The sequence below is a fragment of the Nonomuraea sp. MG754425 genome (assembly GCF_021699195.1).
GTDB lineage: Bacteria > Actinomycetota > Actinomycetes > Streptosporangiales > Streptosporangiaceae > Nonomuraea.
The window spans coordinates 53,911-66,336 of record NZ_SSXE01000034.1 but is presented as its reverse complement, the minus strand read 5'-3'; the positions used below and the strand labels follow the sequence as shown (position 1 = coordinate 66,336).

Annotated in this window: 14 protein-coding genes; 6 read left to right on the top strand and 8 right to left on the bottom strand. The window is 71.9% G+C overall.

The window, feature by feature from the left end; translation table 11 throughout:
- The 3 genes from cydD to FAF44_RS14895 form a co-directional block, all read right to left on the bottom strand.
- Positions 1-1,382, bottom strand: a 1,382-nt coding sequence (gene cydD, locus FAF44_RS14905; RefSeq protein ID WP_237103736.1) for a thiol reductant ABC exporter subunit CydD, incomplete at its 3' end; no start/stop codon positions are given.
- Between the two features lie 6 nt (positions 1,383-1,388).
- The gene (locus tag FAF44_RS14900) at positions 1,389-2,153 is read right to left on the bottom strand and encodes a cytochrome d ubiquinol oxidase subunit II (RefSeq protein ID WP_237103735.1); all 765 of its coding nucleotides are present in this window, start codon (positions 2,151-2,153) and stop codon (positions 1,389-1,391) included.
- Positions 2,154-2,167: 14 nt separating this feature from the next.
- Positions 2,168-3,340: a cytochrome ubiquinol oxidase subunit I gene (locus tag FAF44_RS14895; protein WP_237103734.1), complete on the bottom strand. Its 1,173-nt coding sequence runs from the start codon at positions 3,338-3,340 to the stop codon at positions 2,168-2,170.
- A gap of 86 nt (positions 3,341-3,426) precedes the next feature.
- Between FAF44_RS14895 and FAF44_RS14890 the strand changes: the two genes are divergently transcribed.
- Positions 3,427-3,762 carry a helix-turn-helix transcriptional regulator gene (locus FAF44_RS14890; RefSeq protein WP_237103733.1) on the top strand — a complete coding sequence of 112 codons (336 nt, stop codon included), beginning with the start codon at positions 3,427-3,429 and terminating at the stop codon, positions 3,760-3,762.
- Positions 3,763-3,784: 22 nt separating this feature from the next.
- Here FAF44_RS14890 and FAF44_RS14885 read toward each other — a convergent pair whose 3' ends face one another.
- Complete coding sequence (locus tag FAF44_RS14885) at positions 3,785-4,453, bottom strand: permease prefix domain 1-containing protein (RefSeq protein WP_237103732.1); 669 nt, start codon at positions 4,451-4,453, stop codon at positions 3,785-3,787.
- A 100-nt stretch (positions 4,454-4,553) separates the two neighbouring features.
- On the opposite strand from FAF44_RS14885, the gene FAF44_RS14880 reads away from it, so the two are divergent.
- The 3 genes from FAF44_RS14880 to FAF44_RS14870 are packed head-to-tail and all read left to right on the top strand — an operon-like array spanning position 4,554 to position 5,675.
- Positions 4,554-4,907, top strand: coding sequence for a VOC family protein (locus FAF44_RS14880; RefSeq protein WP_237103731.1), 354 nt, complete (start codon positions 4,554-4,556; stop codon positions 4,905-4,907).
- Positions 4,904-5,251: a helix-turn-helix transcriptional regulator gene (locus FAF44_RS14875; protein ID WP_237103730.1), complete on the top strand. Its 348-nt coding sequence runs from the start codon at positions 4,904-4,906 to the stop codon at positions 5,249-5,251. Before FAF44_RS14880 ends, FAF44_RS14875 begins: the two co-directional genes overlap by 4 nt.
- Positions 5,220-5,675, top strand: a complete 456-nt coding sequence (locus FAF44_RS14870) for an SRPBCC domain-containing protein (RefSeq protein ID WP_237103729.1) — start codon at positions 5,220-5,222, stop codon at positions 5,673-5,675. Before FAF44_RS14875 ends, FAF44_RS14870 begins: the two co-directional genes overlap by 32 nt.
- Positions 5,676-5,702: 27 nt before the next feature.
- Here FAF44_RS14870 and FAF44_RS14865 read toward each other — a convergent pair whose 3' ends face one another.
- The gene (locus FAF44_RS14865; RefSeq protein WP_237103728.1) at positions 5,703-7,067 is read right to left on the bottom strand and encodes a pentapeptide repeat-containing protein; all 1,365 of its coding nucleotides are present in this window, start codon (positions 7,065-7,067) and stop codon (positions 5,703-5,705) included.
- Positions 7,068-7,309: 242 nt separating this feature from the next.
- On the opposite strand from FAF44_RS14865, the gene FAF44_RS14860 reads away from it, so the two are divergent.
- On the top strand, positions 7,310-7,600 hold the full coding sequence (locus FAF44_RS14860; RefSeq protein WP_237103727.1) for a co-chaperone YbbN: 291 nt from the start codon (positions 7,310-7,312) through the stop codon (positions 7,598-7,600).
- Here FAF44_RS14860 and FAF44_RS14855 read toward each other — a convergent pair.
- From FAF44_RS14855 to FAF44_RS14845, 3 genes are all read right to left on the bottom strand, one after another.
- Positions 7,563-8,330, bottom strand: coding sequence for an SAM-dependent methyltransferase (locus tag FAF44_RS14855; protein WP_237103726.1), 768 nt, complete (start codon positions 8,328-8,330; stop codon positions 7,563-7,565). The two genes, FAF44_RS14860 and FAF44_RS14855, sit on opposite strands and share 38 nt — an antisense overlap.
- Positions 8,331-8,489: 159 nt before the next feature.
- Positions 8,490-9,827: a class II 3-deoxy-7-phosphoheptulonate synthase gene (locus tag FAF44_RS14850; RefSeq protein WP_237103725.1), complete on the bottom strand. Its 1,338-nt coding sequence runs from the start codon at positions 9,825-9,827 to the stop codon at positions 8,490-8,492.
- A 91-nt stretch (positions 9,828-9,918) separates the two neighbouring features.
- The gene (locus FAF44_RS14845) at positions 9,919-11,115 is read right to left on the bottom strand and encodes an FAD-dependent oxidoreductase (RefSeq protein WP_237103724.1); all 1,197 of its coding nucleotides are present in this window, start codon (positions 11,113-11,115) and stop codon (positions 9,919-9,921) included.
- Positions 11,116-11,235: 120 nt separating this feature from the next.
- Here FAF44_RS14845 and FAF44_RS14840 point away from each other — a divergent pair, with 120 nt between their 5' ends.
- Positions 11,236-12,231 carry an anti-sigma factor gene (locus FAF44_RS14840; protein WP_237103723.1) on the top strand — a complete coding sequence of 332 codons (996 nt, stop codon included), beginning with the start codon at positions 11,236-11,238 and terminating at the stop codon, positions 12,229-12,231.
- The last annotated feature ends 195 nt before the right edge of the window (positions 12,232-12,426 follow it).

Genomic DNA, 12,426 nt, shown 5'->3' with positions numbered 1-12,426 from the left:
CGCCTGGGCACGCCCTCGGCCTCGCCCGAGGACGTCCGCCGGGCCGCCGCGGCGGCCCGGCGGACGTCCTCGGGCGAGGCCGAGGGCGTGCCCAGGCGGATGTTGTCGGCCACCGACGTGGCGAACAGGTGCGGGCGCTGCGCCACGAAGGCCAGCCGGGCCCGCCAGGCCGCCGGGTCGAGCTCGCGCAGGTCGGCGCCGTCCACGAGGACCCGGCCCGCGGACGGCTGGACGAAGCCGAGGATGAGGTGCAGCAGCGTGCTCTTGCCGCCGCCGCTCTCGCCGACCAGGGCGACCCGTTCGCGAGGGGAGATGGTGAGCGAGACGTCCTCCAGGGCGGCCGCGTCGCGGCCCGGGTAGCGCACGGTGACGTTCTCCAGCCGGATCTGCGGCGCCCCCGGCCCGGCCGCCCCGCTCACGCGCGGGCCGCCCTCCGGCCGTGGGGCGTCCGCCGACCGGTCCAGGACGGCGAAGGCCGCGTCCGCGGCGGCCACGCCCTCCATGGAGGCGTGGAAGCGGGTCCCCATCGCCCGCAGCGGCAGGTACGCCTCCGGCGCGAGCAGCAGCACCAGCAGCGCCGTCGTCAGGTCCAGCGAGCCGCCGAGCAGCCGCAGCCCGATCGGCACCGCCACCAGCGCCAGCGACAGCGACGCGCACAACTCCAGCACCAGGGACGACAGGAACGCCACCCGCAACGTCCGCATGGTCGCGCCACGATGGGCGTCGGCCACCTCGCGGATGACGGTGGCCTGGTAGCGGGCCCGGCCGAAGGCGCGCAGCGTGGGCAGCCCGCGCACCACGTCGAGGAAGTGCCCGCCGAGCCGCGCCAGCGCCGCGTACTGGCGCTCGGTGACCGCCTTGGTGGTCATCCCGACCAGCGCGCCGAAGACGGGGATGAGCGGCAGCGTGACCAGCACGATCACCGCGCTGCCCAGGTCGGCGGCGAACAGCCGGACGAGGACGGCCAGGGGCACCACGGCGGCCACCGCGATCGCGGGCAGGTAGCCGGTGAGGTAGTCGTCGAGCCGGTCGAGGCCGCGCCCGGCCAGCGTGACGAGTTCGCCGGAGCGGTGGGCGGCCAGCCCGCCGGGGCCGAGGTCGCGCAGCCGCTCCAGGAGCCGGCGGCGCAGGGCGGACTTCACGCCCGTCGCGCCGCGCCCGGCGAAGACGCCCTGGGCCCAGGCCAGCAGCGCCCGCACGCCGACCACGGCCGCCAGCGCGCCCAGCGCCGTGGCGGCGAACCGGCCGGACAGCACCCCGGCGAGCAGTTCGGCCTGCACCAGCACGAGCAGCCCGGCCAGCACGGCGGCGGCCATGGTGACGCCGAGGTGGCGGCGGACCGAGCGCTCGGCCCGCGCGAGGGCGAGGAGATCCTTGTGCACGTTCCCTCAGAAGAACGATGGGAGGCGGACGGCGTCCTTTCCTGGCCGGAAAGTGCGCCATACCCATACTTGCGCCCCCACCATGATGGGTGCGACGGGCAGGACCATGACACTGAGCACATTCAGCGTGGCCGGGGGAGCGCTGTGCCCCAGCAGGAACGGCATCGCGCCCGCCAGCAGCCCGAGCGCGGGCAGCGCGGCGAGCAGGCCCGTGGCCGCGAGCGCCCGTCCCGATCGGGTGACGCCGAACACACCCGGCGTCCGCCAGCCCAGGAACGTCCACCCGTGCAGGGCGAACAGCAGCGTCACCACCACGCCCAGCATGAGTCCGGCCGGGTGCACGGGCGGCGCCTCGAAGCCGGTGGCGGCGGCGTACAGGGTCATGCCCCAGCCGACGGACAGCCCGAGGGAGCCGAACGCGATCGCCGCGTCCCACAGGCCCCGCCAGGCGCGGCCGTCCAGGCGGCGGCGGAACCACAGCCCGGCGTCCCGCAGCACCCAGCACAGCAGCATCGCCACGACCAGCGGGTAGAGCCCGGCCAGTACCTCGCCTTCGAGCAGCGGGTAGACGCCGAACATGGTGCCGGCCACCGCGACCAGCCACACCTCGTTGGCCAGCACGTACGGGGCGACGGCGGCCACCATGCGGTCCCGGGCCTCGCGCGTCCGGCCCAGCACCGGCAGCAGCAGCCCGACCCCGAGGTCGAACCCTTCGAGCGCGAAGTAGCCGGCCAGCAGCACCGCGAAGACGGCGAACCAGATCAGTTCCATGTCCCGGACCCTCCTCAGTAGCTCAGCGCGGGGGCGCGCGTCTCGTCGCCGGAGCCGGCGCCGAGGTCGAGGGCGTGCGGTCCGCGCCTGATCATCCGGGCGATGAGGACGTAGTCGACGATCGCCAGCAGCCCCAGCACGCCGGCGAACCCGATGAGCGAGGCCGTCACCATCCCCGCGGTCAGGCCGGGGGACAGGGCGTCGGCCACGGTGAGCCGCTCCCAGATCATCCAGGGCTGGCGGCCGATCTCCCGCGCCATCCAGCCCAGGATCGCCAGGACGAACGGCAGCGGCGTCATGGCGATCAGGATCGGATGCGTCCACCGCGCCCGGGGCAGGATCCCGATCATCGGCAGCATGACGAGGAGCACGACGAGGGCCAGGAGCTGGCCGAACTCGATCATGAAGCCGAGCGGGACGGCCGCCGCCGGGTTGTGGGCGCCGAACTTGCCCTCCTGGACGCCGGCGAACTGCGCGTACCCGAAGCCCATGGTCAGGAAGATGCCGACGGCCGCCGTGGCCACGCCCGTGCGCAGCGACCGGGCGAAGAAGTCCGTCTCCTCGGCCCGGCGCCACAGCCGGTACGCGCTCGCGCCCACCAGCACCATGCCCCCGGTGAACAGCCCGGCCCCGATCACGTGCGGGAAGGCGAAGACGAGGGACTTGTTCGTGAGCAGCGCCCCGAAGTCGGTGAGCCGCATCCGCCCGTCGCTGACGACGGCCCCCGCCGGGTTCTGCAGGAACGAGTTGGCCACCATGACGAAGAACGCGCTCGCGTACGCCGTCAGCGTCACGAGCCAGATGCAGGCCAGGTGCGCCCATTTGGGCAGCCGGCCCCAGCCGAAGATCCACAGGCCGAGGAAGGTGGACTCCAGGAAGAAGGCCACCAGCGTCTCCATGGCCAGGGGAGCGCCGAACACGTCGCCCGCGTAGTGCGACAGCCCGCTCCACGCCAGGCCGAACTGGAACTCCATCACCAGCCCGGTCACGATGCCGACCGCGTAGTTGGTGACGTAGATCTGCCCCCAGAACCGGGTCATGCTCTCGTGCGGGGGCTTGCCGGAGAGCGCCCATCTGGTGTGCATGATCGCCACCAGCGGCGCCAGCCCCAGCGTGAGCACCACGAACAGGAAGTGCAGGCTGCCGGTCACCGCGAACTGCGTGCGTGCCAGGTCTAATACGTCCATCACCGCTCCGATGTCATGTCTCTCTACATGTAGGCAGCCTACATGTAGATTGGCTACATGACGCATGGGTGTTTAGGATCGGGGACATGAATCCGGACGCGCTGCGCGGGCACATGGACGCGCTGCTGCTCTCAGTGCTGGAGCGGGAGCCGCTGCACGGCTACGCCATCATCGAGGCGTTGCAGCGGCGCAGCGGCGGCGCGCTCAACGTGCCCACCGGCACCGTCTACCCGGCGCTGCGCAGGCTGGAGCGGGTCGGCTACCTGTCCAGCGAGTGGGCGACCGTGGGCGGGCGCAAGCGCCGTACGTACCGGCTGACGGGCGCGGGCCGCAGGCAGCTCGAGGGCGAGCGGACGGCCTGGCAGGAGTTCGCCGGCGTGATCGGCAGCGTGCTGAAGGCCGAGTCCGCCGCCCTGGGCTGAGCGCGGGCGCGCGGCCGTCCGGTCAGTGGCGGGCCGATGAGGCCCGCGTCATGCGGACGCACCGGGTGGCGGAGTAGACCTGGAGGCCCCACATGGCCGAGGTCACGAGGTTGGCCAGCAGGGCGGGCAGGGCCTGCAGCGAGTTGGGGGCCTGCGTGCCCAGCGACAGCAACATCCCGAGCCCGCTCGTGATCGGCAGCGTGGCCCAGACCAGCACCCCCAGCGACCGGGTGGCCAGCCGTGGCCGGCGGAACCAGCGGGCGCCCCGGCTCAGTGCGAGGACCACGAGCCCGCCGTACAGGCCGGTGCCGAGCTGGACGAGGTCGAGCAGCCGCGAGACCGGGACGTACCACCACGGGCTGTTCAGCCAGGCGTCGTCGGTGGCCGGGTACATCCGCCACAACATCGACCACATCGCCACGGTGATCGGCACGCTGACGAACAGCAGCGCCCCCAGCCGCCGCCCCGACACGGCGGTCAGCTCGGCCTGGTAACCGGGGGCGATCTCGGAGACCTCCCCGAACTCCGTGACCGCCAGCCGCTCCGCCTCCTCCCGCTCCAGCCCCTCCGCCTCGTACGCGTCGGCGGTGTCGACGAGGCTGTCGCGGGCTTCGACGACCAGGTCGCGCTTGGTCCCGCGCGGGCCGGTCAGGGCACCGTCGAGCTCGGCCACGTAGGCGTCGATGAGCATGACGCAAAGTCTACGGGGGGCGATCTCGGGGTTCCATCAGGGAACTTCCCGATATTTGCGGAGTTGTCACGTAGGAAAATTCCTACGTATAGTGTCCGACATGCCGATCTCTTCCATCATCACGGTCACCGTGCCCGTCGCCGACCAGGAGCGGGCGCTCACCTTCTACACCGGCGTGCTCGGCTTCGAGGTGGTCACCGACAACCCGTTCCCCCTGGGCCGCTGGCTCACCGTCGCGCCCAAGGGCGCGGGCACCACGCTGCTGCTGGCCTCCTGGTTCCCGGACATGGCGCCGATCGGCGGCCTCGTCGTCGGCGCGCCCGACCTCGACGCGCTGGCCGCCCGGCTCCAGGAGCACGAGATCGCCTTCGACGGGCCGAGCGAGCAGGCGTGGGGCCGTCAGCTCCTGTTCCACGACCCGTTCGGCAACGGTTTCGTGGTCAGCCAGGCATGACGGCCGACCACGTCTTCGCCGCGCTGGCCAGTCCGGCCCGGCGCGAACTGCTGCGCCTGCTGCTCGACGAGGGCGCCCAGCCCGCCGGCCGGCTGGCCGAGCGGTTCGACATGAGCAGGCCCAGCGTGTCGGAGCACCTCAAGGTGCTCAGGGACGCGGGGCTGGTGGCCGAGACCCGCAAGGGCAGGGAGCGGCACTACCGGCTGGAGGCGGGGCCGCTCCTGGAGATCCGCGACTGGCTCACCCCGTACGAGCGGTTCTGGCGCGAGCGCCTCACCGCCCTCACGTCCCTCCTCGACGAAATGGATGGCAATGCCGCAGAACAAGGACGACAGGACGGCTGACACCCTGCGGGCGATCAGACTGGACCAGTTCGTCGCGCATCCGCCCGCGAAGGTGTGGCGGGCGCTCACCGAGCCGGAACTGCTGGCCCGCTGGCTCATGCCCAACGACTTCAGGCTGGAGCTGGGTCACCGGTTCACGTTCACCACCCAGCCGCGCAGACAGGCCGGGTTCGACGGGATCGTCCACTGCGAGGTGCTGCGGATCGAGCCGGAGAAGCTGCTGAAGATCAGTTGGAGGGGCGGCGTGCGATCCGACTGGACGGTCACCTGGCGGCTGGAGCCCGAGGGGAAGGGGACCCGGCTCTTCCTCGACCACGAGGGCTTCGACCCGGACGACGAGTGGCAGCAGATCGCCCGGCGCACCATGGGCGGCGGCTGGCCCCGCCTCTTCGGCGCCATCGAGAAGATCGCCGCGGAGTTCTGACCCCGCCCGGCCCGCAGCCCCCGGGGATCAGCGGTTCAGCGCCGGGCGGACGGTGTCGGGACGGTCGCCGGCGTGGGAGGCGGAGCTCCAGGCGACGGCCGCGGTCGTGATCGCCGTCACCAGGACGAACCAGGCCGCGGCCCGGCCCATGCGCATGCCGTACCCGCACAGCAGCCACGACACCGACAGCCACCATCCGTGGCCGGCCTGGCGGCGCATCTCCATGGCGGCGAAGGCGAAGTCGGCCGAGGTGGCGCTGTCGGAGGGCCGCAGGCCGGCGTAGAGCGCCGCGAGCCGGTCGGGTGACGCGCCGGGATCGTCGGGGTCGGCGTGGCCGCCCAGGGTGCGCTCGTCGGCCAGCGCCCGGCGGCGCGAGAACCACCGCAACATCGGCCAGCGCAGGCTCACCCGCACCCCCCGGGGCGTGAGCGCGAACGTGCAGTCCTTGACCCGCACCCCCGCGGGATGGGTCAGCCCGGCGAAACGGCACATCGACAGGTCGAGCCCGAACAACCCCAGGTCGCCGGCCTCGACCTGGCGCAGCGAGGTCAGCACGGAGCGGCCCCGCCCGGTGACGGTGGCCGGGCCGCGCAGCACCGCGCCCTCCAGGTCGGCCTGCGCGTCCGTCAGTCGCACGGTCATGGCGCCCGCCACCTCCACGTGCCGCAGGTCCACGCCGCAGCGCGCGACCGTGACGTCCAGCAGCCCGTCGGCGCGGGCCCTGGCCGCCGAGAGCCGGCCGGTGGCCGACAGGTAGGCGTCGGCGGCGAAGTGCGCGGCCTCGAACCCGGCCGGCCCGCTGACCTTGCGGAACGACAGCGTGCGGCCGAAGCGGGCCCCGCGGAAGGCGGCCCCGTCGCCGAGCCGGGCGTCGTCGAACGTGGCGTAGCCGTCGAACCTGGCCCGCTCGCACGACAGCCCGTGGCCGAACACGGTCTGGCTGAACAGCGCGTCACGCGACATGACGGCCCGGTCGAGCGAGGCGTGCCCGCGCACGGTGACCCCGTGGAAGGAAAGCTCACGGGCGAAGCGCACGCCCGCCAGCGACACGTTCCCCTCGAAGCGCGCGCCGAAGAAGGAGGCCAGCCGGTCGAACCGGGCGCCGTCGAGCGACACGTCACCCGCGAACGTGACCCCGGACAATCGCACGTCGCCGGTGAACCTGGCCCGGTCGAGCCGGGTGCGGCCCGGTCGGCGATCGGTCGCGTCGAGCACCCTGGACAGCAGGTCGCTGCTGACGGTGGTGCCGCGCAGGTCGAGCAGGCGGCCCGCGGCCAGGCCGCCGAGCGCCGTGCCGAGTTGGTCGTTGTCGAGGTGAGCCAGGCAGAAGCCGGACGGCCGGCTAGCGACTCCGGTGCAAGCAGCCGAATACCCGCAGGTGACCCAGTCCATGCATGGGTGATACCCCCAGGGGCCCAGCTCAAGGTTCGACGATTTAATGGTCTTTCCACATTTATGCCGAAATATGCGGTCTAAATTGGCGGCAATACGTCGGACATGTGTGCTCCATCCTCCACGCCCCGTCTGCCCGGTTGTGCGCGGGGGCTCCGCCCGGCGGCCGAGCATGGAATGCTGGGGCCGGGTACGTGGTTGACACCCAAGCACTGCCAGCGACGACGAGCGAGGAGCCACTTGTGGCGACCATCGAAGTAACAGAGAAGAACTTCAACGACATCGCCGACAAGGGGATCGTGCTGCTCGACTTCTGGGCGGAGTGGTGCCCGCCGTGCAAGAAGTTCGGACCGATCTTCGAGCAGGCGTCGGACAAGCACGAGGACGTCACCTTCGGCAAGATCGACACTGACGCGGAGCAGGGGCTGGCCCAGGGCTTCGACATCACCTCGATCCCCACGCTCATGGCCATCCGACGTCGGCGTCCCGGCGTGGTCAGAGCTTGCGGCCGACGCCGACGTAGCCGAAGTTGATGCCGTTCCCCGGTGCCGACGGGTCGTCGGGCCGCCAGCCGTTCGGGTAGGTCAGGCCCGGCTCGGCCAGCTCGTACCCCTCGAAGAAGCGCAGGATCTCGTCGCGGGTCCTGAGGTTCAGCGAAGCCGTGGCCTTGCGGTAGATCTCCAGGGCCTGCGGCGTGGTGTCGGGCGTGCTGTCCACGGCGTGGCTGATCACCAGGTGGCTGCCGGGCCCGCTCGCCTTGCGCAGCCTCGAGACCACGTCGTAGGCGACGTCGTCGGGCAGGAAGTGCAGGATCGTCAGCGCGAGGAAGGCCACCGGCTGCTCGAAGTCCACCAGGCCGCCCAGCTTGCCGAGCAGCGCGTCCGGCTCGCGTACGTCGGCCTGGAGGAAGTCGACGTTGTCGCGCCTGGCCAGCAGCGCCCTGCCGTGCACGCACACCACGGAGTCGTAGTCGACGTAGACGACCCGCGCCTCAGGGGCGATCTCGTGCGTGTTGCCCTGGGTGGGCAGCCCGGCGCCGAGATCCACGATCTGGCGTACGCCCTGGTCCACCACGTAGCGCACGGCGCGGCGCAGGAAGGCGCGGTTGGCGCGGGCGCCTTCCTTGGTACCCGGGAAGGTCTTGAGGATCTGCTCCGCCGCTGCCCGGTCGGCCGCGAAGTTGTCCTTGCCGTCGAGGTAGTAGTCGTACATGCGCGCGACGTTGGGGACGTTGGGGTCGACCCCCTCCGGAGCATTGTCCACGTTGCATCTCCCGAAAAATGGTCTCTTTCGGGGCGATCATAGCCGCGGAGTCCCCACATAGACCGGCGAATCGGAATCGCCGCTGAATGAGACGTAAATCACTCGAACGGTACGTGACGGTGCGGATGCGGGCCGGAGTGGTCTCCGGCCCGCCCGTGATCAGCCGCGGTAGAGCTCGGCCACCCGGAAGGCGAGATCGAGCGACTGGCCGCGGTTGAGCCGCGGGTCGCACGCCGTCTCGTAACGCGTGGCGAGGTCGGTCTCGCCGATCTCGAACCCGCCGCCCACGCACTCGGTCACGTCGTCGCCGGTGAACTCGATGTGGATGCCGCCGGGGTGCGTGCCCAGCGACCGGTGCACCTCGAAGAAGCCGGCCACCTCGTCGAGCACGTCGTCGAGCCGCCGCGTCTTGTGCCCGCTCGGCGCCTCGAAGGTGTTGCCGTGCATCGGGTCGCAGATCCAGGCCACCTTGGCCCCGGTGGCGGTGACCTCCTTGACCAGCGGCGGCAGCAGCTCGCGGATCTTGGAGGCGCCCATCCGCGTGATGAACGTGAGCCGCCCCGCCTCGTTGGCCGGGTTGAGCTTCTCGATCAGCGCCAGCGCCTCGTCGGCCGAGGTGGTGGGGCCCAGCTTGACGCCGATCGGGTTGCGGATCCGCGCGAAGAAGTCGACGTGCGCCCCGTCGAGCTGACGGGTGCGCTCGCCGATCCAGACCATGTGCGCCGACACGTCGTACGGCAGCCCCGTACGCGAGTCGATGCGGGTGAGCGCCCGGTCGTAGTCGAGGATCAGCGCCTCGTGCGAGGAGTAGAACTCGACCGTGTGGAACTCCTCGGGATCGGCCCCGCACGCCCGCATGAACGCCAGGGCCTGGTCGATCTCCCTGGCGAGCTGCTCGTAGCGGCGCCCGGCCGGCGACTCGGCCACGAAGTCCTGGTTCCACGCGTGCACCTGCCGCAGGTCGGCGTAGCCGCCCTTGGTGAACGCGCGCGCCAGGTTGAGCGTCACGGCCGAGGAGTGGTAGGCCTTGAGCAGCCGCCACGGGTCGGGCGTGCGCGCCTCGGTGGTGAAGTCGAAGCCGTTGACCATGTCACCCCGGTAGGCGGGCAACTCGACGTCGCCGCGCACCTCGGTGCCCTTGGACCGGGGCTTGGCGAACTGCCCGGCCACCCGGCCGATCTTCACCACCGGCACCCGGCCCGCATACGTCAGCACGATGGCCATCTGGAGCAACGTCTTCAACTTTTGGCGCACGTTGTCGGCCGTCGCGCCCGCGAAGGTCTCGGCGCAGTCACCGCCCTGAAGGACGAACGCCTCGCCGCGGGCTACCGCGGCCATCTGCTCCTTGAGCTGGTCGCACTCGCCGGCGAAGACCAGCGGGGGCAGGCCGCCGAGCTCGGCGACAACCTTGTCGAGCTCGCCGCGGTCCGGCCAGTCGGGCTGCTGCGCCGCGGGGAGTGCTCGCCAGGAATCGAGATCCACTAGATTGCTGCTCACGAGATACGAGGGTATTCCACTGGCTCGGCCCAACCGACCCCCATGTCCACGTTGTGAGAAGGCGGTTACCGGTGCGGAGGCCGGAAGACGGTCAAACTTCCCTGACGGCGACGTGCTCGGGCCGTACGCCGTGGCCGATGAAACCCGCCGTCAGCCGGTTGAGCAGCGGGATCTTCGTCAGGTCGGGCGGCAGCCTCGACGGGTCCAGCGAGCGCGTCAGCGCGGGGCTGATCACCCGATCCTGCACCAGCCGCTGGGCCGCCTGCGTGAGCCTGGTCGGCGGCATGCGCCGCCGCTGCAGCCGGTGCAGCGCCGACTCCGGGATCGGCGCGCCCGACCTGAGCGGGCCCGCCAGCAGGTTGGCGGTGGCCACGGCGTCCTGGACGGCCAGGTTGATGCCCACCCCGAACACCGGTGACATCGCGTGCGCGGCGTCCCCGATGCACAGGAAGCCGGGACGGTGCCAGCGGCGCAGCCGGTCGAGCGCGACGGTGAGCACGCTGACGTCGTCGTACGACTCGATCCCCGCGACCCGGTCGGCCATCCACGGCATCAGCTCGGAGACCGGCCGGCGCAGCGCGTCGATGCCGCGCGCGGTCATCTCGTCGTAGCCGCCCTTGAGGATGACGAAGGCGAGCTGCCAGTAGCTCTCCCGGTTGATCGCGACCATGATGCGGCCCGGCGCGATCCGCAGGAACGTGTCGTCGCGGTCGCCGGACTCCCGTGGGAGCCGGAACCACACCACGTCCATGGGCGCGCCCAGGTTCTCCGGCCTGAGGCCGGCCCGCTCGCGCAGCACCGAGTGCCGGCCGTCGGCGGCTACCGTCAGGTCCGCCCTGATCTCGTGCTCGCCGGAGGCGTCCCGGTAGCGCAGGCCGCGTACGGCCCCGTCCTCGCGGATCAGGTCGTACGCCTCGGCGTTCAGCACCATCCGGAAGCCCGGGTAGCGCCCGGCGGCCGAGGTGAGGAGGTTGAGGAAGTCCCACTGCGGCACGAACGCGATGTAGTTGTAGGCGCCCCGCAGCCGGCGCAGGCTCGCGAGCCGGACCTCGCCGCGGTCGGTGACCAGGCTGAGCTGGTACGCCTTGCGGTGCGGCAGTCGCAGGAACTCCTGCGCCAGGCCGAGTTCGTCGAGCACCTGGATCGTCGAGGGGTGGATCGTGTCACCCCGGAAGTCGCGCAGGAAGTCGCCGTGCTTCTCCAGGAGCGTCACCTCGACGCCGGACCTGGCCAGCAGCAGGGCGAGCATCACTCCGGCGGGCCCACCGCCCGCTATCACGCATCCCATAATTCATCACCCAATGAGATTGTCTCCGCCTCATGCGAAAAGAGCAAGTCCCTGCGGCCATCCGGCGTGCCCGAGCCGCCGAAGTACATGCGTGAGCCGCCTCTCACACAGGGAGTGGACATGAACGACGAGCTCCACACCCTCTCTGGCGCCTACGCCGTGCACGCACTGCCGTACGCCGAGTGGGCGCAGTTCGAGCAGCACCTGAACGCGTGCGGCGCCTGCGCGGCCGAGGTGCGACGCCTGCGGGAAACGGCCGCGAGGCTGGCCGAGGCGGTGGCCGAACGGCCGCCGGCCGGGCTGCGCGGGCGTCTCCTCGACGCCGCGCGGCGCTCACGGCACTCCTGGGACCGGTCCGAGCCGACTCGCGACGGTTCCACCGCCTGGCCGCCCTCCGACGCCCCGACGGTGCGCATCACCCCCGCTCCCGCCACACTCCACCTGCCCCCGGACCCCACTCCGGCCCCTTCACCGCGAACCCCCGCACCTCCTGTCACGTCGGCATCTCCTGGCACGCAGGCACCGCAGGCACCCCCTGGCACGGAGGCACCTCGTGTCCCGCAAGCACCCCCTGGCACGCGCGTGACGCCTGGCACGGGCATGGTGTTCGGGGCGTCCGTGCCGGGTGGTGCGGAGGTCGTGCCGCTGCGGCGGCGGGCGCGGGTGCCGACGGTGCTGGCCGCGCTCGCCACCGCGGCGGCCGTCGCGCTCGGCGTCGTCGCCCTCGACGCCCGCCGCGACCTGGGCGACCTCAGCGCCAGGAACGGGGAGCTGGCCGCGGTGCTGGCCGCGCCCGACGCCACCACGGTGCGCCGGCCCGTCGCCACCGGCGGCACCGGCACGCTCGTCATCTCGCGCCGCGTGGGCCGCATGGTGTTCACCACGTCCGGCCTGCCCGAACTGCCCGGTGCGAAGGGGTACGCGCTGTGGCTGATGGGCCCGGACGGCCCGCGTCCCGCCGGCCTGCTCGACCGGCGGCCGGACGGCCTGACCAGCCCCCTGGTCGTGGCCCCGCTCGGCCGTGACGCGCGTGTGGCGCTCACGATCGAGGCCGCGACCGGCTCGCGCACGCCCACGACACGCCCCATCATGCTGGCCGACCTGCCAGGGACGTGAAACGACCCGGGATGGACGGGCGGCCCCCGGCGGCCCGATAGTGCGATCATGCGTATCCTCGCGGCACTCTCACTGGCCGCAGCCCTGTTATGCCTCTCCCCGGCAACTCCCGCCACCGCCGAACCAGCAGGCACCGAACCAGCAGCCGCCGAACCAGCAGGCACCGAACCAGCAGCCGCCGAACCAGCAGGCACC

What these genes read in the sequence shown, in the direction of transcription:
- FAF44_RS14900 (WP_237103735.1), bottom strand. Translation starts at nt 2,153, where the DNA reads ATGGAACTGATCTGGTTCGCCGTCTTCGCGGTGCTGCTGGCCGGCTAC.
- FAF44_RS14895 (WP_237103734.1), bottom strand. Translation starts at nt 3,340, where the DNA reads ATGGACGTATTAGACCTGGCACGCACGCAGTTCGCGGTGACCGGCAGC.
- FAF44_RS14890 (WP_237103733.1), top strand. Translation starts at nt 3,427, where the DNA reads ATGAATCCGGACGCGCTGCGCGGGCACATGGACGCGCTGCTGCTCTCA.
- FAF44_RS14885 (WP_237103732.1), bottom strand. Translation starts at nt 4,453, where the DNA reads ATGCTCATCGACGCCTACGTGGCCGAGCTCGACGGTGCCCTGACCGGC.
- FAF44_RS14880 (WP_237103731.1), top strand. Translation starts at nt 4,554, where the DNA reads ATGCCGATCTCTTCCATCATCACGGTCACCGTGCCCGTCGCCGACCAG.
- FAF44_RS14875 (WP_237103730.1), top strand. Translation starts at nt 4,904, where the DNA reads ATGACGGCCGACCACGTCTTCGCCGCGCTGGCCAGTCCGGCCCGGCGC.
- FAF44_RS14870 (WP_237103729.1), top strand. Translation starts at nt 5,220, where the DNA reads ATGCCGCAGAACAAGGACGACAGGACGGCTGACACCCTGCGGGCGATC.
- FAF44_RS14865 (WP_237103728.1), bottom strand. Translation starts at nt 7,067, where the DNA reads ATGGACTGGGTCACCTGCGGGTATTCGGCTGCTTGCACCGGAGTCGCT.
- FAF44_RS14845 (WP_237103724.1), bottom strand. Translation starts at nt 11,115, where the DNA reads ATGGGATGCGTGATAGCGGGCGGTGGGCCCGCCGGAGTGATGCTCGCC.
- FAF44_RS14840 (WP_237103723.1), top strand. Translation starts at nt 11,236, where the DNA reads ATGAACGACGAGCTCCACACCCTCTCTGGCGCCTACGCCGTGCACGCA.